Source organism: uncultured Methanobrevibacter sp. (assembly GCF_937881195.1).
Lineage (GTDB): Archaea > Methanobacteriota > Methanobacteria > Methanobacteriales > Methanobacteriaceae > Methanobinarius.
This window is the reverse complement of the sequence record NZ_CALGFC010000024.1, coordinates 123,394-149,113: the sequence shown is the minus strand read 5'-3', so window position 1 is coordinate 149,113 and position 25,720 is coordinate 123,394. Positions and strand designations below refer to the sequence as shown.

At 26.2% G+C, this 25,720-nt stretch carries 26 protein-coding genes and 1 tRNA gene; 9 read left to right on the top strand and 18 right to left on the bottom strand.

Going from position 1 to position 25,720, the window contains the following annotated elements; genetic code table 11:
* Nucleotides 1-179: 179 nt before the first annotated feature.
* The 14 genes from Q0087_RS03585 to Q0087_RS03520 all read right to left on the bottom strand — a co-directional run bounded on the left by Q0087_RS03585 (nucleotide 180) and on the right by Q0087_RS03520 (nucleotide 9,461).
* A complete protein-coding gene (locus tag Q0087_RS03585; protein ID WP_297898305.1) occupies nucleotides 180-701 on the bottom strand; it encodes a 4Fe-4S binding protein in 522 nt (173 codons plus the stop codon).
* Nucleotides 702-717: 16 nt separating this feature from the next.
* A complete protein-coding gene (locus Q0087_RS03580) occupies nucleotides 718-2,235 on the bottom strand; it encodes a 4Fe-4S binding protein (protein ID WP_297898304.1) in 1,518 nt (505 codons plus the stop codon).
* A 210-nt stretch (nucleotides 2,236-2,445) separates the two neighbouring features.
* Nucleotides 2,446-2,694, bottom strand: a complete 249-nt coding sequence (locus Q0087_RS03575) for an energy-converting hydrogenase B subunit J (protein WP_297898303.1) — start codon at nucleotides 2,692-2,694, stop codon at nucleotides 2,446-2,448.
* Between the two features lie 54 nt (nucleotides 2,695-2,748).
* Nucleotides 2,749-3,222 (bottom strand): MnhB domain-containing protein, encoded by a 474-nt coding sequence (locus Q0087_RS03570; RefSeq protein ID WP_297898302.1) that lies wholly within the window; start codon nucleotides 3,220-3,222, stop codon nucleotides 2,749-2,751.
* The gene (locus Q0087_RS03565; protein WP_297898301.1) at nucleotides 3,222-3,581 is read right to left on the bottom strand and encodes an EhbH; all 360 of its coding nucleotides are present in this window, start codon (nucleotides 3,579-3,581) and stop codon (nucleotides 3,222-3,224) included. The genes Q0087_RS03570 and Q0087_RS03565 overlap by 1 nt, the downstream gene beginning before the upstream one ends.
* Nucleotides 3,574-3,918, bottom strand: coding sequence for an energy-converting hydrogenase B subunit G EhbG (locus tag Q0087_RS03560; protein ID WP_297898300.1), 345 nt, complete (start codon nucleotides 3,916-3,918; stop codon nucleotides 3,574-3,576). Before Q0087_RS03560 ends, Q0087_RS03565 begins: the two co-directional genes overlap by 8 nt.
* A complete protein-coding gene (gene ehbF / locus Q0087_RS03555; RefSeq protein WP_297898299.1) occupies nucleotides 3,919-5,412 on the bottom strand; it encodes an energy conserving hydrogenase EhbF in 1,494 nt (497 codons plus the stop codon).
* Nucleotides 5,405-5,833: a cation:proton antiporter subunit C gene (locus Q0087_RS03550; RefSeq protein ID WP_297898298.1), complete on the bottom strand. Its 429-nt coding sequence runs from the start codon at nucleotides 5,831-5,833 to the stop codon at nucleotides 5,405-5,407. Before Q0087_RS03550 ends, ehbF begins: the two co-directional genes overlap by 8 nt.
* On the bottom strand, nucleotides 5,830-6,066 hold the full coding sequence (locus Q0087_RS03545; protein WP_297898297.1) for a DUF4040 domain-containing protein: 237 nt from the start codon (nucleotides 6,064-6,066) through the stop codon (nucleotides 5,830-5,832). The genes Q0087_RS03550 and Q0087_RS03545 overlap by 4 nt, the downstream gene beginning before the upstream one ends.
* On the bottom strand, nucleotides 6,059-6,631 hold the full coding sequence (locus Q0087_RS03540) for a hypothetical protein (protein WP_297898296.1): 573 nt from the start codon (nucleotides 6,629-6,631) through the stop codon (nucleotides 6,059-6,061). Before Q0087_RS03540 ends, Q0087_RS03545 begins: the two co-directional genes overlap by 8 nt.
* On the bottom strand, nucleotides 6,621-6,890 hold the full coding sequence (locus Q0087_RS03535) for a monovalent cation/H+ antiporter complex subunit F (protein ID WP_297898295.1): 270 nt from the start codon (nucleotides 6,888-6,890) through the stop codon (nucleotides 6,621-6,623). The genes Q0087_RS03540 and Q0087_RS03535 overlap by 11 nt, the downstream gene beginning before the upstream one ends.
* Nucleotides 6,891-7,192: 302 nt before the next feature.
* Nucleotides 7,193-7,534 carry a Na+/H+ antiporter subunit E gene (locus Q0087_RS03530; protein ID WP_297898311.1) on the bottom strand — a complete coding sequence of 114 codons (342 nt, stop codon included), beginning with the start codon at nucleotides 7,532-7,534 and terminating at the stop codon, nucleotides 7,193-7,195.
* 254 nt (nucleotides 7,535-7,788) lie between these two features.
* A complete protein-coding gene (locus Q0087_RS03525) occupies nucleotides 7,789-8,577 on the bottom strand; it encodes a metal-dependent hydrolase (protein WP_297898310.1) in 789 nt (262 codons plus the stop codon).
* 311 nt (nucleotides 8,578-8,888) lie between these two features.
* Nucleotides 8,889-9,461, bottom strand: coding sequence for a succinylglutamate desuccinylase/aspartoacylase family protein (locus Q0087_RS03520; protein WP_297898294.1), 573 nt, complete (start codon nucleotides 9,459-9,461; stop codon nucleotides 8,889-8,891).
* Between the two features lie 1,645 nt (nucleotides 9,462-11,106).
* Between Q0087_RS03520 and Q0087_RS03515 the strand changes: the two genes are divergently transcribed.
* From Q0087_RS03515 to fen, 6 genes are all read left to right on the top strand, one after another.
* Nucleotides 11,107-12,282 (top strand): argininosuccinate synthase, encoded by a 1,176-nt coding sequence (locus tag Q0087_RS03515; RefSeq protein ID WP_297898293.1) that lies wholly within the window; start codon nucleotides 11,107-11,109, stop codon nucleotides 12,280-12,282.
* Between the two features lie 295 nt (nucleotides 12,283-12,577).
* The gene (locus Q0087_RS03510) at nucleotides 12,578-12,712 is read left to right on the top strand and encodes a hypothetical protein (protein ID WP_297898292.1); all 135 of its coding nucleotides are present in this window, start codon (nucleotides 12,578-12,580) and stop codon (nucleotides 12,710-12,712) included.
* Nucleotides 12,713-13,217: 505 nt separating this feature from the next.
* Complete coding sequence (locus tag Q0087_RS03505) at nucleotides 13,218-14,393, top strand: homocitrate synthase family protein (RefSeq protein ID WP_297898291.1); 1,176 nt, start codon at nucleotides 13,218-13,220, stop codon at nucleotides 14,391-14,393.
* Nucleotides 14,394-14,435: 42 nt separating this feature from the next.
* Nucleotides 14,436-15,689, top strand: a complete 1,254-nt coding sequence (hacA, locus tag Q0087_RS03500) for a homoaconitase large subunit (RefSeq protein ID WP_297898290.1) — start codon at nucleotides 14,436-14,438, stop codon at nucleotides 15,687-15,689.
* Between the two features lie 198 nt (nucleotides 15,690-15,887).
* Nucleotides 15,888-16,448, top strand: coding sequence for a chorismate lyase (locus tag Q0087_RS03495; RefSeq protein WP_297898289.1), 561 nt, complete (start codon nucleotides 15,888-15,890; stop codon nucleotides 16,446-16,448).
* Nucleotides 16,449-16,579: 131 nt separating this feature from the next.
* Nucleotides 16,580-17,569, top strand: coding sequence for a flap endonuclease-1 (gene fen / locus Q0087_RS03490; protein WP_297898288.1), 990 nt, complete (start codon nucleotides 16,580-16,582; stop codon nucleotides 17,567-17,569).
* 15 nt (nucleotides 17,570-17,584) lie between these two features.
* Here the strand turns inward: fen and Q0087_RS03485 are convergent, their stop codons facing one another.
* From Q0087_RS03485 to Q0087_RS03470, 4 genes are all read right to left on the bottom strand, one after another.
* Nucleotides 17,585-18,211: a hypothetical protein gene (locus tag Q0087_RS03485; protein ID WP_297898287.1), complete on the bottom strand. Its 627-nt coding sequence runs from the start codon at nucleotides 18,209-18,211 to the stop codon at nucleotides 17,585-17,587.
* Between the two features lie 10 nt (nucleotides 18,212-18,221).
* Complete coding sequence (locus Q0087_RS03480) at nucleotides 18,222-18,911, bottom strand: DUF2119 domain-containing protein (RefSeq protein ID WP_297898286.1); 690 nt, start codon at nucleotides 18,909-18,911, stop codon at nucleotides 18,222-18,224.
* A 269-nt stretch (nucleotides 18,912-19,180) separates the two neighbouring features.
* Complete coding sequence (locus tag Q0087_RS03475) at nucleotides 19,181-20,431, bottom strand: adenosylhomocysteinase (RefSeq protein WP_297898285.1); 1,251 nt, start codon at nucleotides 20,429-20,431, stop codon at nucleotides 19,181-19,183.
* Nucleotides 20,432-20,634: 203 nt separating this feature from the next.
* Complete coding sequence (locus Q0087_RS03470) at nucleotides 20,635-21,459, bottom strand: succinylglutamate desuccinylase/aspartoacylase family protein (RefSeq protein ID WP_297898284.1); 825 nt, start codon at nucleotides 21,457-21,459, stop codon at nucleotides 20,635-20,637.
* Between the two features lie 392 nt (nucleotides 21,460-21,851).
* Here Q0087_RS03470 and Q0087_RS03465 point away from each other — a divergent pair.
* The 3 genes from Q0087_RS03465 to glnA all read left to right on the top strand — a co-directional run bounded on the left by Q0087_RS03465 (nucleotide 21,852) and on the right by glnA (nucleotide 25,644).
* Nucleotides 21,852-21,960, top strand: a tRNA-Met gene (locus Q0087_RS03465).
* Between the two features lie 800 nt (nucleotides 21,961-22,760).
* Nucleotides 22,761-23,915 (top strand): aldo/keto reductase, encoded by a 1,155-nt coding sequence (locus Q0087_RS03460; RefSeq protein WP_297898283.1) that lies wholly within the window; start codon nucleotides 22,761-22,763, stop codon nucleotides 23,913-23,915.
* Nucleotides 23,916-24,318: 403 nt separating this feature from the next.
* Nucleotides 24,319-25,644: a type I glutamate--ammonia ligase gene (gene glnA, locus Q0087_RS03455; protein ID WP_297898282.1), complete on the top strand. Its 1,326-nt coding sequence runs from the start codon at nucleotides 24,319-24,321 to the stop codon at nucleotides 25,642-25,644.
* Nucleotides 25,645-25,720: the final 76 nt, after the last annotated feature.

The window sequence follows — 25,720 nt, the reverse complement described above, 5'->3', positions numbered from 1 at the left end:
TATAATTTTAATATAATTTTAATATAATTTTAATATAATTTTAATATAATTTTAATATAATTTTAAGCATTCCATAAATGATTATTAATATAAATGACTATTTTAATGAAAATTTTTAAGAATATATAAACTAATTTTAAAAATTATCTAATTTTAAGAGTTATAAAAAGTATTAACCACTATTTGCTAAATTTATGCAACTTTTCAAGTTTATTTTCACTTTTATTATTTTTTATAACAGTTTTATCAGATAAATATTGAGATATGAATGAAAGTTTATCTTCAGAAATCTTAAAAGGTTTATTCATATGATCTTCAAGATCTAATTCAACTTTTCCAACATCATGTGGGTGAATTGTAGCTTTTTCACCAAATAATGCATAAACAGGACAAAAATCGTGACAGTAATAACATACAACACATTTTTCCGGATTTAATTTCGGCACTTGTGTTTTAGTCCATCCATCCATCAATTCTTTGGGAGTTTCTAAATCAACCATATCAATCGCACTAGTCGGACATACATTTGCACAACCAGAACACCCAATACAAGCATCAATAGCTACTTTATCTGTAGGCTTTATTTTACCATTCAGGATGTTTTCTCTCATTTCCATGTCAGTTACCCTATCCGAAGCAAAAAAAATCTTTTTAAAATTCCCAAAAGCTCCTTCTAGCATTATTCTTATTAAATTTTTCATTTAAACACCATAAATGTTATTTATTAATAATCTGTTCATTAAAATCTTCAAATTCTCTTTCAAAAATAAATGCCTTTGCAGGACAAGCATTTCGGCATGCACCACAGTAGATACATTTATTATCATCTACCACCATCATTCCAATATCTTCCCTATCTATGATAGCATCTTCAGGACAAATTCTATAACATAGCTTACAATTCATACAAAGTTTATTATCAATTAAGTTAAATCCATCGGAGATATGTTTTTTAGCCATTGTAGTTTTTGGTATTGCATCTACAGGACAATGAATTCCACAAGTTTCACATAGAATACATTTTTCCATATCTACTTCAATAGTACCTCTTTTTAAAGTAATTGCATCTTTAGGACAAAGTTCGCTACATATACCACATGATATACAATCCTCTGAAACAGAACCATCCCATTCCACAGATAAAAATTTTCTAGCATTTTGTTTATCACATACCTTTACACACTTACCACAAGAAACACAATAACCTGTAAGTCCAATTTCAATATTGGAAGATTCTTTCAATGTAGAAACAGGGCAACCATCAATTGACTTCTTATTAATAGTTTCAGAATCTTTTTCAACTTTTAAAAGCTCTTTAGCTAATGCCATGTCATCTTTAGTATCATTAATATCAAATGCATCATCCAAAATATTATCAAGAAGTTCATTATCAAATTCAGAAGTATTTAAATTAGTTTTTAACCCTTCAAAATTAATAGAGGGATCAAATCTCATTTTGCCATTTACTTGCTTTAAAGCTCCAGTAGTGCTATTATCTGCACATAAACCACAGTTAAGACAAGATATAATTGATCCAGTTATTTCATTATTAGGTTTTATTATATCCACTTCAAAATCATTAGCTTCAATAGCATTATTTGGACAGCTTTTAAGACAATTTAAACATAAAACACATTTATCATGATCAATAACCCCATTTTCAATGGCATCTGCAGGACAAACATCAACACATACCCTACATTCAGTACAAACACCATATTGATCTATATTGACATCAATAGCTTTAGTAGGACAATAATATTCACATCTTCCGCATAAAATACATTTTTCATAATCAGTTCCAACAAAATTCCTCTTAACGTTAGATTTTATAGATTTAGATTCATTCAATGTAGGAATAGCTAAATTAAGTGATTTTAAAAAGTTTAACTGTTTTTCTTCAATTAAATCAAAACCATCAATTCTAGAATTAGTAGGACAAGAATCAACACAAATCCCGCATCTTGCACATATACCTTTAGTTACTCCATTTTCAATATGAATACTATCAACAGGACATGTAAATTCACAGACCCCACAACCATTACATTTGGCTCTATCAACCACATATCCTCCATACCTATTTTTGAAGATAGCTTGATTTGGACAAGCCTCAAAACAAGCCCCACAAGTGATACAACTAAAAGCTTTTCCATTTATTAAACGAATAGCTTCAGTAGGACATATTTTAATACATTCTCCAATCCCTTCGCATTTATTTGTTGATAAAAACATGATTTTAACTTCCTAAAAAGTGTTATTTAAAATATTATAAAATAATATATTTATGAAATAAATTTTACTTATAAAATATCTTTTAAAATTATTATAATAATATATATCTAATGAATTATAATTCAAATATTACTCCATACATAATATAGATTATATTTATTATAGTTTATTTTTATATATTGATTATTATAACATCCAAATTATTCAATATTAATCTCCTAACAATACTTTACCAATTATCAAACCAACAGCCGCAGATACAAATCCAGTAGCTATTCCTATATCATCATAATAAGGAAAAGGACCTAATTGCCAAGCCACAATAACCGCCACTATAAATATAACTATATATGATCCAATGGTAAATTTAAAATCATTGTTTGAACTATTCTTAATTCTTGTTCCTAATATAAATCCCATTAAGAAACCAAATATGATTGGACCTAAATATAAAAACATTAATGAATCTCCCTAATATCTCTACTTATTTTCAATAATTTGTTTTTTAATATTTTATTCCTCATCTGATTCATTCTCCAGTCTTTTGAATTGTGAAAATGCTATTACAACAGCACTTAAACCTACAAGAACTTTTAACCCGACAAAAATATTCAAATAAGGAACGATTCCTGCATTTGTTGGATCGGGATAGTGGAATATATTAACTATATATTGAGGAATTATATTATAAAAGTCAGTTCCTATGTTATATAAGAAAAATCCTGAGAATAATAATCCAAATAATCCTAGTATAATAAAACCTAATGCCCCAATACTTTCGATTGCAGCTATAAAATCATGCGAAAAACTTATAGGGCTATTTTCAACCCCATAAATAATTATACAGAGTATAACTCCTCCAGCAATCATTGACCCTCCTTGAAAACCTCCACCAGGAGTTATATGGCCTCCTAAAATGGTTAATACACCCAAACAAATCATTATGAATGCAACTGGAAATCCAAAAAGTTTAAGAATAGGACTCATTATTCATCCTCCTCTAAATCACCATTATTTTCAACAATACCCCTTCCAAAAATTAAAAGAACTACAACAACTGCAGTTACTAATATTAATGCTTCTCCAAGAGTATCATAACCTCTCCAATCAAAAACAACTAAAGTTACCATATTTGGTTCAATATTTGTTCCTAAAATATTGTAAACTTTACTAATACCAGGGTTAATAATATTTTTAAACCCATAAATCACGTCAAATAAAGTTACTGCAAAAAGAGCAGTGGCAATTGACAAAATAAGTGTCCTTACACCAGTATGCTCATTTTTATTAGTGTATTCTTCATTGGATTCATCAATTTTATCCACATTAAACTTATCATTAGACATGAGTAGTCCCCCAGTAGATTACAGTTACTAAAATTCCTAGTGTTAGAATAACATAAAATGTCATCTTTTCTAAAGAATCACTTTGTTCTCTCCTAATTTTAGGAATGAGAGGCATGTTAGTTATAAGAATTATACCTAATCCTAACAAAACAATGATTGATACAAATATATTAATGTATCTTAATAAAATAGCCGAAATCAAAATAGTTGAAATTAGTGTTAATTCAGCAGCTAATGCAGAAGATACAGATTCATTTGTTGCTAATTCATTTTTAACATTTTCTTTAATGTTAGTTACATTTTTAAATGAATTAACAATTTTTTCATAAAATCCCATCTAAATCAACCCCATCACAAATTGTGAAATAGTATCTGTAGCTAATTGTGGGAATAAACCCAATATAAGACAAATTATTAATAAAATTGACACCGAAATAATAGAAGATTTTGGAATTGGTTTATCTATAACTTTAAGATTATTTGGTTTTGGTTTTAAATAAATTGAATGGAATGCTTTAACAAATACCATGAAAGTTACTATACTTACTAATACCGCGATAATAGATATTTCTGGAAATCCTGCATTTAAAGAAGCTTGAACAATCATTAATTTACTTTGAAATCCATTTAAAGGAGGAACTCCTGCCATTGCAAAACCACCTAAAAGAACCATAATAGCAACAATAGGACTATACTCAATCATTCCGCCAAGTTTTCTTGTATCTGAAATATTAGTAAGGTATAATATTGTACCAAATCCAATGAATAATAAAGCAGTTATTATAATCTCATTGAGAGCTTGGAAAAGACCAGCAGTTATAGATAGCTGAGTAGCGAGACCAAAACCAAGACCAATATAACCAAGTTCACCTACTGCTAAAAAACCAAGCATTCTTCTAAAATCAGTTTGCATAATCGCCATTGTAACTCCTAAAACCATTGCAGCGAGTGAAAACAATACTATTAAAGTTTTGAAAAATGGCAGATAATAAAATATCCTAAATATAACTATTCCAATAGAAATGAATGTAATAACAGTGAAAGCTTGAATCAATGCAGTAGAGTTTGGAAGAGCTTTACTATAAATAGAAGATTTTATAGTGTGGAAAGGAGGTAAACCTGATGCATATAACCAACCAAAGAATATTAGTGCAAATGCAAACAACAAGGTTGGTGAAAGAGGATCTACTAAATTGTGAGAAATTGCATAAACAATATCCGTTATATTTACACTTCCAACTGCCCCTAAAATAAATCCAATACCTACAAGAAGTAAAGGACCGCCAATAGAGCCCAATATTAAATATTTAAGAGCTGTTTCATAATTATTTTCAGTAGCAGAAGTCAATATAATTCCTGTTTGTGCTAAAGCAGCTATTTCAAAAAATATGTATATATGGAAAATATCATCTGAAAGCATAATCGCCGTAACTGCTGCAGTGCCCATAAACATTAAAAACATAAAAGGGCCAGAAATTTTTTTGTTTTGATTTAGTGAAGTGAAAATTGCAAAAAATGCAACAACTCCAAGTATAAATATAAATAACTTTTGTAAAGCTCCATAAGAATAGGTTACAGCAGGATGGAAAATTGCTAAAGTTGAGTTTGCAATAGAACTTGGAAGAGATGACAGTAATGTAGGATTAGTAATTAAAGGTGCATGACCTCCAAAATAATATAAACCATAATTCGCAAAAATCGGAATTATTGGTAAAGCAATTGCCACGATAAGAGCTAATATCATAACAGTTTTATCTTTCTTATGAAAAAGGTTTAGTAGTAAAGCACAAGTTATAGGAATAATAACCATTAAAGGAATTAAATCATTCATCAGAATCACCTGCCCTTTTTTCTGCAATAGTTTGAGCTTTTTTGTCTCCTAAAATTTCAGAAGCACTTAAAGTACCATATTTATTATACAAAACCATAGATATAGCTAACATGACTGCTAATGTACTTGCACCAATAACAATACTTGTAAGAACAAGTGCATGTGGTAAAGGATAAGCAGAATTTGCAGCAAACCAATCTGCATTCATTCCAGGTAAAAATATAGGAACAATTCCCCCAACCTTATATCCCAGAGCAACAATGAATAAATTAGCCCCTTCTTCAATAAAGGCAATTCCAATAATTTTCTTTATTATATTATCCAAAAATATTGCAGCGAAAAGCCCAATTACTATAAATGCCGCTGATGTGAACAATGCCATCAGCTGAGTATCACTTAAAATCAATAGAATGTCAGTCATTTATCATCCATCCTTTGAGTTTTATATATTGCCATTGCTAAAAATACTGGAACAATAGCTGCACCAACAATAGCCTGAGTTAAAGCTACATCAGGAGCCAATAAAAATTGGAAAAGAAAAGCTACACATGCACCATTAATTCCAGTAAGGATAGCAGCTTTAAGTAGATCTCTTTGCATAATTGCTAGGATACATCCCAATACAGCAATAATCATCACTACTACCTCAATCATGATCTTCTCCCCTATTTCCATCTAAATTACTATTTTCTATATCATCAGTGCTAACTTCTTTAATAGTTACATTATTAATTGATTTTGAATTTTTAGTATCTGATTTGAAATTTTTTGATTCATTAGACTCAGATTTTAAGTCGAGAGAACTATTAATTGAGTTATTTGAGTGTTTATTTTCGAAATTATCTTTAAAATCGGAACCAAACTTTGTATTTTTATCAATAGTTAATCTATTATAATCATTATCATTAATTCTACCAGTTAAATCATCATTAGATTCATATTTACGGTCATCTTCACCATAATAATATGCATTAGCTAATGCATGGGCTACAAATGGGGCCAAAACAAAATAAATACCTGCAAGAAGGAATTGACCTAAGCCTATCATAGCTAATACACATGCAATATCAACCATTCCCAACATGTGTATTCTTACATATATCACTTTATCAATATCATCATTAAGACGAAGAATTCCAATTGCAGTGATTAGAATTATAATAGCCGCAATAATAAGACAGATTGATTGAATAATTTCTATTAAAAATTCAACCATCATTAGACCTCCTTAATGCCACAGCAAAAGCTACTGTACCTACAACCCCAAGAAGAAGTAATGCCAAAGCAATATCTTTATAGAAATTAATTCCATAAATATTTCCTACAGTTAAAAGGAGTACAGATATAGCTAAAGAAAATGTGGCACAACCAATAAGCCCCATGGCTATTGTTTTGTGTGTAAGTATTCTAACAGCTGCAAACATAAATATTACTAGAGCAACTATTAAGATATATTCTGAAATTAGCAATATACTCATTTTTATCACATTCAAGTAAATTAATAAAAATTAACCGTTATTTATACAGTAATAAAGTTATTTATATAGTAATAAAAGTTAATATATAAATTTGATAATCATAAAGACCCTATTAAAATTCAACCGAAACATTGATTAAATTAGCATTAATATTATAAATGTAATTTTATTATATATTAAACCTGATAGAAAATATATACCCAATAATTTGACTCCTATTCAGATTATATTTTAAATTTCATGAAGATTAATCTAAAATTAATAACAAAAACATTTGAAAAAAACTTTTGAGTGATAATCTATTATTCTAACATCCCCTTGATATATTGTTCAAAAGGAATAACATCTTTTTGATCTCTTGGAGCAATAATAGCAACTTTAAGAAGTTGTTTTTCGGAATCCAAATCAATAGTTAATGTTCCAGGAGTTAAAGTTATACTATTAGCTAATAATGTCTGAGAAATAGGCCTAGTCAAATCAGTTTTTATATCAATAACGACTGGCTCAATTGTTTTACTTCCTTTAACAGCCATAGTAGCTGTGTCGAATGTTGCTTTGATTATTTCTAATATAAGAACTATTATATAAGCAATTCCATAGTAAATCCTGTTTAAAAACATTTTAAAGAATCTCCACATGTAAATTTGAAATAAACTAATTTTAATATTATACTCAATTTTAATTTTCTTTTTAATGAAAAAATATTTTATTAAAAAGTTTTATTTTATATATTTATATTTTGTTTCAATTGATGACAATTTTTAATTAGTCATGATTAATAATTAAATTTTAAAGTATATAAAAATTTTCTTTTATGAATCCAATGAAAAGTCCTAAAGAAATAAAAATAAATATTAAAAATATCCCTAATTGTAAAAAAATCAGTGAAAATTGATGATTAAATAATAAATATCAAATTAAAACACGCCAATGAAAAAATAAAAAACATAGAGATAAATGAAAATTTTTTATGTACTTTTTTTGATGAAAATGGATTTAATACTTTAACACCTGCTGGAGAGAATGAATCTAAAATAACATGGCTAAAAAGACCCAAAAATATTGGTATAAAGAAATATAAAATCACTTCATAAATAAAATAATTTTTTATAATAATAATAGAATTAAATAATGGTTTAATAAAAAAATGAGAGATTTGATAAATATTAAAAATTGAATAAGATTCTTTTTGTAAAAATAAAACACCTAATAAAAACAAAACTAAAAAGATAGGAATTATGTTTTTATTTAGAATTAATATTCCTAATCCAACTATCATTATAATAGATGAAAGTAAATAATATTCATAAATGTTATTTGATATGTTTAAATAATTTAAAAAAGGATAAATTAAAAAAATTCCCATTATTATGACTAATGATAAAATTAATGACAATAAAAATATTCCTAAAATAGAATGAGTAAATCCCCTATGCTTTGAAAAATAAAAAATAATAGGGAGTGTCAAAAATATCAAACCAATTAAATAAGGTTGATTAGTTATGTAAAGAATTATAAACATGATGAGTCCTATTATAATCATTTTATATACATTTGACTTTTTAACATCATGATCAAAATCGGGTAAACTAGCACCTATAACAGTTAGCGCAATAAATATTGGACCTTGAAAGAATATTAATGAAATGAAAAATGCGAATAATAAATGTCCCTTATAAGAAGAAATAAAATCACCAAATTATTTATAAATAAATATTCAATAATAATTGATACTTATATATAAATAGTTATTTTGTTAGCATTTGAAAAGTAATAGAAGAATTTTATTCTAAATTAATAATAAAAATAGAGAAAAATAGAATATGATAATAAAAAAGTTAGAAATTAATAACGATAATATATAAACTTAAAAAAGAAGCAGATTAATAAAAAATAAAAAATGCAATTTAGAAAATGCCTTTAAAAAATAAATTTATAAAATATAATAAGTTTAACCTTTCAAATTGTAAATTTATGCAATAAGCAAATTTAGTTAATTCAATCTAATGAAATTATTCCAAAATAGGATAAATAATGTTCCATTTGATCAAGTGAGTGTTCAAAAGCTTCTTTTTCAGCTAATCCATTAGGAGATAAAACTTCACAGGTAACAGCTGGTATCAAAGCGATGTTACATTCATCTTCAAGAGCTCCTTGATATACATTACCTGCATTTTTATAAAACAGAACTTCTGAATTTGTTGAATCAGCTATATATTTTGCAATCTGAAAACTCTCTGGAGAGGGCTCCATTGTGCAAAATATCCCTTCTTTTCCAGGCATACTATTTATAGAAGTAGAATGGAAATCTCCTACTGAATTCAAATTTAATTTTTTTATCTTAGAAAGAATATTATTTGTTATTGACCCATCGACACATGTTGCCCTATTTAAATCAACACCATCAAACCATCTCGAATTAACCATCGTTGATTTAGGAGAGGAGAAAGGGATAATATAAACAGTGCCGAAAATTTTATCTTCTTTATCTAATTCATATAATTTATGAATCAGATTAATAGCTGCAATCTGAGGAGGCAATTCGTTTCCATGTATCCCTGAAATTATCATAACTTTTGGAGAAGAAGATCCAAATTTAATTATAGGGGTGCCTCTAATAGATTCATTTAATATTTCTATCGAAAGGGGAGTATTAGGAATATTATTAAAAATTTGACTATTAGCTGCTACATATCCTCCAGAATCATTGGAAATCTGATCTATTTTTAAGTAGGTATCTGATTTAGATTTATTAAATATTCCAGAATTTTTCAGATTAGATTCTATATCAATAGAAGATACTGAATCCTGTTTTTTTCCTCTTTTAAAACCTATATAACCTTTAATAGAAATCCCCCTTCAAAATTTTTAATAAAGTGATAAATAAATAGGAATATGGATAATTTAATCATATATACATTTAATCAAATATCATATTAATACTATTAAATATTATTAAAAATATAAAATTAAGAATTAATAAATTAAGAACTACTAAAAATAGCAAGTTAGTATATTAAAACCCAATTTACAGATTATTAGAATAGTTTATTCAAAAGCTATTAAATTATACACTCCCACAATATATTTTAAGATATAAAATTATAGATATAAAATTTATTATATAGATATTATATTATTAAATTATATTATTAAAAATTATTAAAATAATATTATATTAAAATAATATTATTATTAAAAAATATTAAGATAATCTATTATTAAAGAATATCTAGTGAATTAACAAAAAAAATTAATAATGAATTTACTATTATCCAATTATTAAATAGTAAAAACAATAAAAAATAATTTTTATAGATATTTATTTATAATAATTATTCCACTAAAGTTTATTTATATATTATTATTAATATTATAGAAATCATTGTATTTAAATATAATATGTATTCAAATTATAGAAATACTTAAATTTAAAGAACTATTTAATTTATTGAATTAATTATAACAATCCTAATTTAATATAGAATCTATATTTATTGAATCTGATTATGTAATATGAAAAATGATAAATAAAATATAAATAATTTAGGTATACCTAAACATTTATATATTAAGAAATACAACTATTAAATGTGAAATCTAAAACATCCAAAAGAGAAATATTTGGAAAAAGGTCTCATTCCTTAATTGGCAGAAATTTTTTCATAATGTGTCATCTCAGCTTTTATTCTAATTAAATGCCAATTAAGGGCTTTTCTTCTGTTTAAACTAAAAATTTTTTAATAAATAATATCTAATTTACAAATAAATACTTATTTTATTTAAAAAATAATTTTAATGTAATTAATTTTAAAATAATTAATTATATAACCTATTTTATTAATCTAAAATATTATATTATATTTAACAAATTATATTATAATAAATAATTAATAAAGAATTTTTATTTAATAAAAATAATTTGAATCTGATAATTATATTTAAAAACTATTAAATCAGCTAAATTATAACAAAGCATATTTAATTATCTTTAAATATTATAATATATAGAATTGTAAAATACAAAGAATATAAAAATACTATATTTTGAATATATTATTATACTATTATTAATTTATCAATTAGAATTAAAATAGTATTAAAAGAAAAAATCAAATTATTTATTTAATATTGATAATATTAATCATTATAACAATAAATTATTAATAATTATCATTTAATTTTAATTAAATTTCAAAAAATCATGGTGAAATAAATGGAAAAAGTAGTTCTTGCATTTAGTGGTGGATTAGATACCACCGTGTGTGTTAAATTATTAGAAGAGAAATATAATCTAGAAGTAATAACTGCATGTGTAGATGTTGGTCAACCAAAAGAAGAAGTAGAGAAGGCAGAAGAAGGGGCCAGAAACCTTGGAGTTGAAAAGCATTACACCATCGATGCTAAAGATGAATTTGCAAATGAATATATAGCTAAAGGAATAAAATCAAATGCTGTATATGAAGGATACCCATTAAGTACAGCTCTTGCAAGACCCCTAATAGCTATGAAGATTATTGAAATAGCTGAAAAAGAAGAGGCTAAAGCAATAGCTCATGGTTGTACAGGTAAAGGTAATGATCAATTTAGATTTGAGGCAATTATTAGATCCATGTCTAATTTTGATATAATTGCCCCAATTAGAGATTTAAATTTAACAAGAACAGAAGAACAAGAATATGCAAAAAAACATGGAATCCCCATATCTTCTGATAAAATATATAGTATAGATGAAAACATTTGGGGCAGATCAATTGAGGGAGATATTCTTGAAGATCCTGCTAATGAGCCACCTGAAGAAATATATGCTTGGACATCCTCTGCTGAAGATGCTAAAAACAGGCCAACAAAAGTAGCTATTGAATTTGAAGAAGGAGTACCAATAGCTATTGATGGAAAAATTATGCCTCTTTTTGAAATTATAGAAACAGCCAACAAAATTGCGGGAGAAAATGGAATTGGAAGAATTGACACAATAGAAAACCGTATGATTGGCCTTAAAAGTAGGGAAATCTATGAAGTGCCAGGGGCAAACCTTTTAATCTATGGACATAAAGCCTTAGAAGAATTAGTTCTTACAAAAGATGAAATATTATTCTCAGAATATATGAGTACTAAATATGCAGATCTAATATATAATGCTCTTTGGCAAGAACCTCTCAGAGAAGATATGGACCAAGCCATAGATAATATGCAATTAAGAGTAACTGGAAAAGTAGTTCTCAAATTATTTAAAGGATCAATTCTCCCATTATCACGTGAATCAGATTATAGTTTACATGATATTGAGCAAATAAGCTTTGAAGATAAAGAAAATGATCAAAAAGAAGTAGAAGGTATGATTAAATACCATGGATTACAAGCAGCAATTTATCAAAAGTTAACAAAATGAAAATAATAATAAAAAAAATATAATTCTAAAATACTTTATTATTATTTCTCTTCTAGTCTTATTTTATCTTTTTATTTCTAATTTTATTTCTACTTTTATTTCTACTTCTATTTCTACTTCTATTTTTATTTTATTTTTATTTTATTATTTTTTTATTATTTTTTTACTTCCTATTTCATTCTTATTTTTGATATTTAAACCATATCATCAATATTTTGAGATATTAAAATATGAGAATATGAGATAGATTAAAGATTAGAAAAAAATTAATATAAACAAAAACATAAATCTATTTATGAATAATGAAATAAAAGATTTTGTTGTTGATAAAGATGTTAAATGTCCTCTTTGTGGTGGAGAAATGAAAAAATCAAGGACAATGAAAGGGAAAACAATATTCAAATGTAATATTTGTGGATATGAAATATAGATTTGATTCTTTTAATAAAATGAAAAGCTAAAAAATATTAAAAATCCATTAATAAAATTTTTTTAATTATAATAGCTATTTCAGCAATATTAAAAAGGATATTAGATATTTTAAAAAAAAGAAAAACAAATATAAATCATAGAAAACAAATTAATTATTTGAATTTTTTTTAAATATATTTATAAATAGATTATTAAGTATATTTTATAAATCAATTATGTATATCTACAATAAAAAATCAATATGTTAATCTACAATAAATTAAGTATATTCCATATAATTATTAATCAGTATAATGTTATAAATTAATTATATTAATGATAATTAACATATTCTATAAAAATAATTTATATCTTTCAAAAATAATTTTTAAATAATTTATTTTAATAAATATAGATAATTTATTTTAATAAGTATAAATAATTTATTTTAATAAATATTTAATATGAGATTAAATTTAATAAAAGATTCTTTAAATATTCATTTTGAATTTTAGGTGAACCAATTGCAATATTATGTAAGCCCCTTTAATAAAGAAGCAAAATTAAAGTTTCCAAAGAAAATTACAATTTATGATACTACACTTCGTGATGGTGAACAAACACCTGATGTGTGTTTAAATCCCGAAGAAAAATTAGAAATAGCTAAAAAGCTTGATGAACTAAAAATTCATCAAATTGAGGCCGGTTTCCCCATAGTATCTAATCAAGAAAGAAATGCGGTCAAATCTATAGCCAATGAAGGTTTAAATGCTCAAATAATATCATTAGCTAGAACAAAAAAAGAAGACATCGATAAAGCAATTGATTGTGATGTTGATGGAATTATAACATTTATGTCAACTTCAGATCTTCATCTTGAACATAAATTACATCTAAGTAGAGAACAAGCACTAAATGTATGTATGAATTCTATAGAATATGCTAAAGAACACGGTTTATTTGTTGCTTTCTCTGCAGAAGATGCTACACGAACAGATTTAGATTTTTTAAAAAGAATTTATAAAAAAGCAGAAGATTTTGGAGCAGATAGAATTCATATTGCAGATACCGTAGGTTCAATAAGTCCACAAGGAATGGATTTTCTTGTAAAAGAACTTAAAAAGACTTTAAATATCCAAATAGCTTTACATTGCCACAATGATTTTGGTATGGCTCTTTCAAATTCCATATCTGGCCTTCTTGCAGGAGGAAGTGCCGTATCAACTACAGTGAATGGTATTGGAGAACGAGCAGGAAATACTTCTCTTGAAGAGTTAATAATGGCATTAAAACTTATTTATGGAGTAGATTTAGGGTTTAAAATAAAACATATCCAAGAATTATCAAAACTTGTTGAAAAATATACTAAAGTTCCAGTACATAGTACTAAACCAATTGTTGGAAGAAACATATTTAGACATGAATCAGGAATACATGTAGATGCCGTTATTGAAGAACCATTAACATATGAACCATTTTTACCAGAATTAGTTGGACAAAAAAGACAATTAGTTCTTGGAAAACATTCTGGTTGTAGAGCAGTGAAAGCAAAGCTTGATCAGTGCGGTGTTGAAGTAACAAAAGATGAACTCTGTAAAATTGTTGAAGAAGTTAAAAAGAACAGAGAAGAAGGAACATATATTGATGATGGGGTTTTTAATCATATTGTGAAAACAGTGCGCGGCCCATTTGACATTTAAATATGATTAAATAGACTTAATAAATACTAAAGAGTGTTAAAATTGAATATTACTGAAAAAATTCTCTCAAAAAAAGTTGGGCATGATGTAATTCCTGGCGAAATAATCGAAGTTGATGTAGATTTAGCTATGTCTCACGATGGGACTTCACCACCAGCAATTAAAACCTTTGAAAAAATAGCCAAAAAAGTGTGGAATCCAGAAAAAATTGCAATAGTATTTGATCATACTGTACCTCCAAATACCATAGGCTCTGCAGAATTTCATAAAGTAGCTAGAAATTTTGGAAAAGAACAAAAAATCAAAAATCTTTATACTAATGGAGAAGGAATATGTCACCAAGTTTTGCCTGAAAAAGGATTAGTAGAACCAGGAATGATTATTGTTGGTGCTGATTCTCATACTTGTACTTATGGGGCATTTGGAGCATTTTCAACTGGAATGGGTGCAACAGACATAGCTATGGTTTATGCAACTGGAAAAACTTGGTTTATGGTCCCAGAATCTTATAAAATTGAAATTAATGGGAAATTGCCAGATAATACGACTTCAAAAGATATTATTTTAAATATAATAGGAGATATAGGTTCTGATGGAGCTACATATAAATCTACAGAGTTTTTTGGTGAGACCGTTGAAAACTTAGATGTTAGTTCTAGAATGACAATCACAAATATGGCTATTGAAATGGGTGCAAAAAACGGCATAATGGAACCTAATAAAAATACATTAGAATATATTACAAAAAGAACTAATAAATCTATTAATCAATTAGACATTATAAAATCAGATGATGATTCTGTTTATGAAAAAGAATTCTCATTTGATATAAGCGAAATGGAACCACAAATTGCATGCCCAAATGATGTTGATAACGTTAAAAAAATATCAAATGTGATTGGAACACACATTGATCAAGGCTTTATTGGTTCTTGTACTAATGGAAGATTAGAAGATCTTGAACAGGCCGCAAGAGTCTTAAAGGGTAAAAAAATTCATTCAGATGCAAGATTAATTGTTTCTCCAGCATCAAAAGAGATATATGAAATAGCAATGGACAAAGGAATTATAAAGACATTTATGGATGCAGGAGCAATTATTTGTAACCCTGGGTGCGGTCCTTGTTTAGGTGGACATATGGGTGTTTTAAGTGAAGGAGAAGTTAGTATTTCCACAACAAACAGAAACTTCAAAGGAAGAATGGGAGATCCTAAGTCTGAAGTTTATCTATCCAATGCAGGAGTAGTTGCTAGCTCAGTTATAAAAGGATATATTGAAAGTCCAGAGAATATATAATTTTTACAATTAATATGACTTTTTATTTATATGAGTGTTTTATTAATATATGAATTTTTATTAATATATGATCTTTAAAATAGATCAATAATTCTTTTAAAATTAAATAGGAAATATTTTATAGAAAAAAAGAAATATGGAAAAATTAAAAACAAATTTTAAGATATCTATTTTATTCAAATAAAAGAGGAAAGGTTTATGAATAACAAAGAGCTTAGGATTATTGATAAGATCGGAAAACTTGAGAAAAAAGGATTTAAATTATCAAACACACAAAAAATACTATTAGCAACTGATGGTTCTGTTACAACAATACTTGATGTTTTAGTTGGTGAAATTAAAATTAAGACATTAAAACAAGAATTTCAAGATGCAGATGAAAATATAGCAAAGCTTCTTAATATTAAAAAAGGAGAAAAAGTGAACTATCGGGTTGTTGTTATGTTTAATGAATCTAAACCTTTAATTTATGCAACATCCTATATTCCTATTAAAAGATTAACTTCAGAATTTAAAAAAGACTTAATAAGTGCAGATATTCCTATTGGAAGAATTTTAAGAAAATACAACATCGAATCTAGAAGAGAAATACAATCAGTTCAAATTGAAGATAATCCGAACGAAGAATTGAAAAATATTTTTAAAACTAATGTTAATTTTTTGAGTAGGGATTATAATATTATCCATAATGATGAGATATTAATTTGGATTGAAGAAAAATTTCCTATTGACTCTTTTTTGAAAAATTATAAGGATTAACAATATATAATAGACTTTCTATTAAATTAATAGAATATATTTTAATCTAATAATTAAATAATATAAATCGAAGAATGAAAATTTATATAAAAATTTTAAAAGTAAGATTATTGCTTTCCTAAGGTGTTTATATGGGAGTTAAATTCAAAGACATAGTAAATCCAGAAATTATAAATTTTAAAGATTTAGATGGTAAAATAATAGCAATAGATGCGGCTAACTCCATATATCAATTTCTATCAAGTATACGCCAAGTTGATGGAACTCCATTAATGGACAGTCAAGGAAATGTAACTTCTCATTTAAGTGGGCTACTTTACAGAACCTCAAATATAGTTGAAAAAGGAATTAAACCTATTTATGTTTTTGATGGAGAGCCTTCAGAGCATAAAGAAAACACAATAAAAGAAAGGCGAAAAATTAGACAGGATGCTGAAAAAAAATGGAAAGATGCCCTTAAAGAAGGAGATGATGAAACTGCAATGAAGTTTGCAAAAAGATCATCTAGAATGTCACCATATATTCTTGAGTCTTCAAAAGAGCTTCTTCAGATTATGGGGATTCCTTATGTTCAATCATTTGGAGAAGGTGAAGCCCAAGCTTCATACATGGTCCTAAATGGAGATGCATGGGCTGTTGCTTCACAAGATTATGATTGTCTATTGTTTGGTGCTGAAAAAATTATTAGAAATCTTACAATAAGTGGTAATTTATCTGATTTAGAATATTTAGAACTTGAAAAAGTTTTAAATGACTTAAATATAAATAGAGAACAATTAGTCGATATTGCATTAATGGTGGGTACTGATTTTAATTCAGGGATAAAAGGGATTGGTGCAAAAACTGGACTTAAAATAGTTAAAAACTCCAATATTGAAAGTTATATGAATGAGAAAGGAATTAAATTTGATATGGATATTGATGATATCAAAAATATTTTTTTAGAGCCAGAAATTAATAAAAATTATTCAATAAAATGGAAAAAAGTTGATAAAACCAAAATAATTGAATTTTTGTGTGGAAAACATGACTTTTCACAAGAAAGAGTTCTTAGTGCTGTAAAAAAAATGGAAAATCTTAATACTACCCAAAAAAGTTTAGAAGATTGGTTTGGAAAATAAAAAACTATAAGAAAGTTATATGACTTTTTTAAAATCAAAACGAATGAATGCTTTATTGTATGGTAAATCATATTTTTCATTTAATATGCATTTATAATCTATTTTATTCATTTTATTTATTAATTCTGCCTTATTAATGAAAAACCCTAATTTTGAAATTTCTTTTAAAGAATCAGAATATATAGAATCGGAAACAAAACTATTTTTAATATTTTTAGTATTATTTTGAATCACACATGAAACATAAATAGGACGAATTTTTTTTATTTGAGTTAAAAAACTATTTAATCCAATATATTCAATTATTAAATTAGCTATAACTAAATCTGCTTCTTTTAAATCTATAGAACTATCATTTAAATCTAAATTCTCAAAAATTAAGTTATTTAAATGAGAATATCTTTTTTTTATTGCATCTAAATATTCAATGTTAATATCAATACAATAAATCTTGTTAAGATTATTATTTACATGTTCTAATCCATTTCCACCAGCTACTCCAAAAATAGCTACAGAATCAATATCTATATAAGAAAATTGAGATTTCATTATATTATTAAGAAGAGGAATTTGTGCAACATTTTTTAAATTCATATGTTTTTCATAAATATTCAAATCTAATGATTCCCATGGATTTCTCATTAAAATACCTCTAAAAAGGAGGAAATTCTCCACCAAAAATTTCTTTTGCATATTTTACAGCTAGTTCCACCTGTTTTGGATATTTATTAATCATTATCTCTTGAAATTCTTCCCTATTTTTTACTTTAGCCAATATCTTAATAATATCTAAATATGTATTAACTGATAATTTACTCTTTTTATCAAGGTTATTCAAATACAATATTTCATTGCCATTATACTGTTTTTTATATGATTCATTATAGAATTTTTTATTAAAACAAGGGATTTCTAAAGTTTTACAAACTGTTTCCATTTTAAAGTATTTTTTCCTAATAAGTGGAGAAACAGAACTAATAAGAACATTATTCTCAAGATCAATAAGCGGAGGAACACCTTGAGATTTTCTCCTATTAGGAGAAATTAATTTTTCATGATTTTTAATATTATAACAATGAAGTTCAATATAAAAATCAGGTTTATGCTTATTAATAAGATTTATAATTTTTTTACCTAATTTTGATTCATAATATTCTTCTTTTATAGTAGATATATATTTAGTATTATCAAAATTATAAATAAAAGTTTTACCTATCGAAAAATCAGAATAAGAAAGTGATTTAAAAAAATCAATAGTAGTTTCGCCTTCACGGCCATGAACACCCCCTAAAAAAAGTTTTGTAGAGCCATCCCCTTTATCGATAAATCTATAATATGACATATTAAAGGAATAAATAAAGAATAAATTTTTTTAAACTTATATAAATAAAATCTAAAATGTTAAATCAATTCAAAAATAATAAAAAGATTAAATATGTCAGATAAGCCTTAAAATATGAAATATATAAAGATAAAACCTAAAATATTAAATATATTAAAGATAAACCCTAAGATATTAAATATATTAAAGATAAGACCTAAGATATTAAATATATTAAAGATAAGATGTAAAAAATCTATTATAAAAGTTTAATTTATAATACCAAATAATCAAGTCCCTTCTTGCCAGTTACTTAAGTATTCTGTTTGACGTTCAGATAAATTATCAATTTCAATTCCCATTGCATTAAGTTTTAAACTAGCTATTTGATAATCAAGTTCATCAGGAGACTTCATTACACCTATATCAAGATCATTTTCAATTATATATTTAGCTGAAAGTGCTTGAGCAGCGAAACTTAAATCCATGATTTCTGCAGGATGTCCTTGACCTCTTTCAGCAGCTAAATTAACAAGACGACCATCAGCTAAAAGATAAATTTTTCTTCCATCTTTCATAGTGAATTCTTCAACACTTTCTCTTACATTTTCAATAGATATTGATTGGTTTTCAAGATCAGTCCTATTAATCTCCACATTAAAATGTCCAGAATTCGCCAACATACAACCATCTTTCATATTTTTAAAATCATCTCCACTAACCACATTTATATTTCCAGTGACAGTGATTAATAAGTCAGCATGTTTTACTGCTTCTTTTGTTGGCATTACCCTATATCCATCCATTCTTGCCTCAAGTGCCCTTATTGCATCAACTTCAGTTACAATTACATTAGCACCTAATCCATTTGCCCTAGTAGCCACACCACGACCACACCATCCATATCCACAAACAACAACAGTTTTCCCAGCAATCAACATATTAGTAGTTCCCATAATAGCATCGAATGTTGATTGACCAGTTCCATATCTATTATCAAATAAATATTTAGTATAAGCATCATTTACAGCTATAAGAGGAATTTTAAGAGCATTATCAGCATGCATAGCTTCCAATCGATGAACCCCAGTAGTGGTTTCTTCACAAGCCCCTTTAACTTTAGAAAGTAATTCTCTTCTCTCTTGATGGAGAACTAGAATCATATCTGCACCATCATCTATTATTATATCTGGTTTATGGTCAAGTACATCATTTATAGTTTCATAATATTCTTTTTCTGTTTCTTCTCTCCAACCATACATATTAAGACCAAGAGCTGCCCCCCCAGCTGTTGCATCATCATGAGTAGATAATGGATTACAGCCAGTCATTGCAACTTCTGCACCTCCTGCCTGAAGAGTTAATCCAAGATTAATTGTTTTAGGTTCAAGATGAAGACAAGACCCAATAGTTATTCCTTCAAAAGGTTTTGTGCGCTCAAATTCTTTTTTAATGTGTTCAAGAACTGGCATGTGTTTTTGAACCCATTTAATTTTCTTGATACCATCATCAGCTAAATTCATATTTTTTACTTTACTCATAAAAATCACATATTATAATCTTAAATTTAAGTTTATATTTAGATTTCATTTTATATAAATAATAATTAAATAATTTAATTAAAATAAAAATTAAGGTAAAAATTTGATAAAAATAATAATAATTTGATAAAAATAATAATAATAAAATAAATTATAAAAAATTAAAAATATGAAGAAATTTATTATTCTAAAAAGATAAAAATTTAAATATTGCCATTAGATTTTAATAAAGCTAACATCTGATTAAAAGAATTTTCAACACTACCCGAAGCAACTTCACCATGTGGGGATGTGGATAATCCTGTAACAGAAGGTGTTCCCTCAATATTTAAAACATCTTCAACTGCCCCTTCATAATCAACTCCGGCAATTTTATGAAGTTCAAAACCTTCATTTAAAAATTTAGTCATTTCAAGTGCATAAATATAACTTTCATATGTAGGATATTGAGAACACATTATTACATTATGACCTGGTACAGCACCAGGAGCAGTTGAATGAAAATCCCCTACAACATTAGAATTTTTACTAATTGCATATGTTACAATGTCATTTGTAGGAGTTCCTACATCATCAGCAACAGTATTTAAATTTTCCCCATTTAAAAGTTTTTCATTACTAGCAGTTAAACTAGGAGCTGCAAAAGGAACAATATAAACAGTTCCATGTATTTTATTATTTTCTAAATAATCAATAAGTCTCAAAGTGGCTAATTGAGGAGGAATTTGGTTTCCATGAACCCCTGCAACAATAAATGTTACTGGAGCTTCACCATTTCCAAATCTAATTACGGGAGTTCCATGCTTAGCTGATTCAATTATAGAATTAGTAAAATTCGAATTATTAGTATATTTAATAATATTATCCTTTAAAATGATATTTTCCTTAACATTAGCACCATTTTCAGAATTTATATAATCAATACTAATAGAATTTTTATCAAAAAATAACATATTAGTAGCAGCTGCTGAAGCAATAATAAGAAGAACAATAATAATAAAAAATAATACTTGATAATTTTTACTCATCACATTTCTCCATACAATAGTTATTTAAATTTAAGATAAAATATAATTATTCAGAACTATATTCTATCAAATCAATTAAATTAAGTTATTAATTTATTTTATGTATTTACCAATTATAATTTACAAAATAATTTTCCATTTAAATATAAAAAGTTGAAATATATAGCAATAACTTCAATTATAATATTTATATTCCCTATTTATAATATTTTTCATTATATCTTAATATTCATTCAAAATAGTTAATATAATAATAGATAAATATATCATAGTTAGTGAAATGTAATTAAATAGGATGACTTATTATTGAAATATATTTAAAATAAGGACATATCTAAGAAAATAATCGAAAAGTATAAATGTGATAATAATCTGATAGATGATAGTCAGATGCCGGGGTGGCTCAGCTGGTTAGAGCGCACGGCTCATAGGGTTTTAAGCAGTGCTCTGACTAATTCCTGGGATACCGTGAGGCCGCGGGTTCGAATCCCGCTCCCGGCATCTTCTATATCCCAGGAAATAATACATTTTTATTTTTGTTTAAATTAAGCCATTATTGAATTGATTCTTTTTTTAAAAATAGTTTATAAAATTTTTTATAATCATTATATCTATATATAATCCCGAATAATTTAGAAATTACTACTTATTATAAAAAATATCAAATAAAAGTATAATAAGATAATATCTATCTATAAATTAGATAATCAATATAATTATAATAAGATAATTATACTAATAATAATTATAATAAGATGATAATTATACTAAGATAATAATTATCACTAAGATAATAATTTTAATCACGAAAAATAATATAATAACTAATAATAAAATGAAAAATTTTAATAAATTAGCAAAATAAAATTAGTTATTACTTATTAAAATAAATTATACAAAAATTAGAAATTATAATATTAATTAATTCTATTAATATTCAATTAATACCTCCCAAAATAATATTATTAAATTTTAAAATTCCAATTAAATAAGGAAAATATGATAATAAAGATAACTATTTAAAAAAAATTAACAAATCCTTTAATTTAATAATAAAAAAATGAAAAATAGAGAATTAGTTGAAATAATAAATAAAACGATTAATAAAAAATTTAATAAAATAGTTAATAAAAAAAGTTAATAAAATTTATTTAATAAAAATTAATGGTAAAAAATTAATAAAAATAATATCAATTAATAATAACTTTAATAATTAAAGAAAAAATAAATAAGTAAACTAATTTACGAAATTTTTAAAAAAATGTTGAAAATTATTAAAAATAAGAATATTAGGTGTAAAGATGCTTTATAGGGACTTAGGAAAAACTGGTGAAAAAGTATCGATTTTAGGATTTGGAGGCATGCGTTTTCCAACTATAAATAATCAACCAAATAGGATTGATGAAAAAGAAGCTTCCGAAATGTTAAAATATGGAATTGATAATGGAATAAATATTATTGATACTGCTTACTCTTATCACACACTTGATTTTAATGAACCTGGAAAAAGTGAGCCATTTTTAGGAGATTTTTTATCAACAGGATATCGAGAAAAAGTATTAATATCAACAAAACTTCCAAGTTGGATAGTTGAAAAGAAAGAAGATATGGATATTTTTCTAGATCAACAACTTGATAGATTAAAAACAGAAAGTATTGATATATACTTAATTCATTCTTTAAAAGAAGATTACTGGAAAAACTTAACTGACTTGAACATTTTTGAATTTATGGACAATGCATTGTCTGATGGAAAAATTAAACACATTGGATTTTCTTTTCATGATGAATTAGATCTCTTACTAGAAATTTTAGATTCATATGAATGGGAAGTTGTTCTTACTCAAATGAACTATCTAGATGAAGGTTACCAAAGTGGAATAAATGGAGTCCAATATTTGAGTAGTATAAATATTGGAAACATGATAATGGAACCTTTAAGAGGAGGAAAACTTGTTGATAATATTCCTCCAGAAGTCGAAAAAATTTGGAATAGTGCTCCAATAAAACGTAGCCCTGTTGAGTGGGCATTTAAATATTTATGGGATATGCCTGGAATAAGTACTGTTTTTAGTGGGATGAGCACTTTAGAGCAGGTGAAAGAAAATTTATCTATTGCAAACAATTCATACCCAAATACACTTACTATTGAAGAAAAGAATGTAATAAAAGAAGTCAGTAGAGCTTATAGAGATAAAAAAGATGTTCCTTGTACACAATGCAATTATTGTATGCCTTGTCCTCAAAAAGTAGATATTCCTACATGTTTTAAAGAGTATAATATAGCTAAAATGTTGAATAATCCTGAAGCAAGCTCAATGCAATATTTTTCACTTCTTGATGAGGAGAATTATGCTTCATCATGTACAAAATGTGGAGAATGCGTACATATGTGCCCTCAAATGATAAATATTCCTAATGAACTAGAAAAAGTAAAAAAACTTTTTGGTAGATAAATTTTATAAGGATTATGAACAAAACAAATATTATAGATAAATAGAAATAGAATATTTATAATACTTATAGGTAAGATAGTAATAAATTAGAAATATTTATATGTCATGAGTAGGAAATTTATTTCCGACTACTAATTATTACAATTATATAATTTAATTTATTTATTGTATAATATAAAAACAAAAAAGTCAAAATGATAATATAATCAATCATCTCATAAAAATACAATAAACCATTATCATGAAAATTGTAAAATTTATGTAGTCCAATTAATTGGTTAAAATATTACTTTGAATATATTATTGATTATATTAGTGCTTGTTTAAGAATTTTTAAACAAAATAAAAACTATTAATAAGCAAAAAATTATGAGTTGGCTAATTTCATATTGGAGAAGATTTAATGGATGCTATAGGAAACGCAATTGAAATAATGAATGAAAAAGGAATTAAATTTATAAGATTGCAATTTGTGGATATTAATGGAATCCCAAAAAACATGTCTATTCCTTTTGGAAGCGATGAAGACTTAGAAGATATGTTTAATGATGGAATATTATTTGATGGATCCTCTGTAGATGGTTTTGTTGAGATAAATGATAGTGATTTAATAATGAAACCAGATCCAAGTACAGTTTCACTTTTACCTTGGAGGCCAGAAGAAACTGGAGTATGTAGATTCATATGTGACATATACAATACTGATAATACCCCATTTGAAGGAGATCCAAGAGGAACCCTCAAAAGATCACTGGAAAAAATTAGTGATAAAGGATATAATTACAATATTGGACCAGAACCAGAATTTTTCATAATTGATAAAGATGAAGAAGGAAATTATATCCCACATGATGATGCAAGTTATTTTGATGTTGAACCAATGGACAAAGGACCTAACTTCAGAAGAAAGCTAGTTTTTGACCTTGAAGAACTTGGTTTTGAAGTAGAAGGAAGCCATCACGAAGTTGCTCCAGGACAAAACGAAATTGCATTTAAATTTAACGATGCTTTAAAAACAGCAGATGCTGTAATTACTTTTAAACAAGCTATCAAAGCTATTGTAGATAATATGGGATATATGGTAACATTCATGCCAAAACCATTCTTTGGAGTAAATGGTAGTGGAATGCATTGTCACCAAAGTTTATTCAAAAATGGAGAAAATCTTTTCTCTGATGAAAACAGCGAAAATGGATTATCACAAGAAGCATTATATTTCATGGGAGGATTACTCAAACATTCAGCAGGTTTATCTGCAGTTGTTGCACCTACTGTGAATTCATATAAACGTTTAGTTCCAGGATATGAAGCACCTGTTTATGTTGCTTATGGACTTAAAAATAGATCTGCACTTATTCGTATCCCAGCTGCACGTGGAAAAGGAACAAGAATTGAATATAGATGTCCTGACCCATCATGTAATCCATACCTTGCATTTGCAGCAATGTTAGAAGCTGGTTTAGATGGACTTAACAATAAAATAGACCCAGGAGAACCTGCAGAATTTAATATCTATAAATTAACAGATGAAGAACTTAAAGAAAAAGGTATTAACACACTACCTGCAAGCTTATGGGAAGCATATCATGCATTCGAGGAAGATGAAGTTCTTAAAAAAGGACTTGGATCCCACATAAGTGAAAAATTCTTAGCTTCAAAATATGCAGAATGGGACGAATATAGGATACAAGTATTCGGTTATGAACAAAAAAGATATATGAGTCTTTAGATTTAAAATTTAAAGCCAAATATGACAAATAGATATAATATTTTATATCTAATAAATTAAATATAGTAGAGGTTTA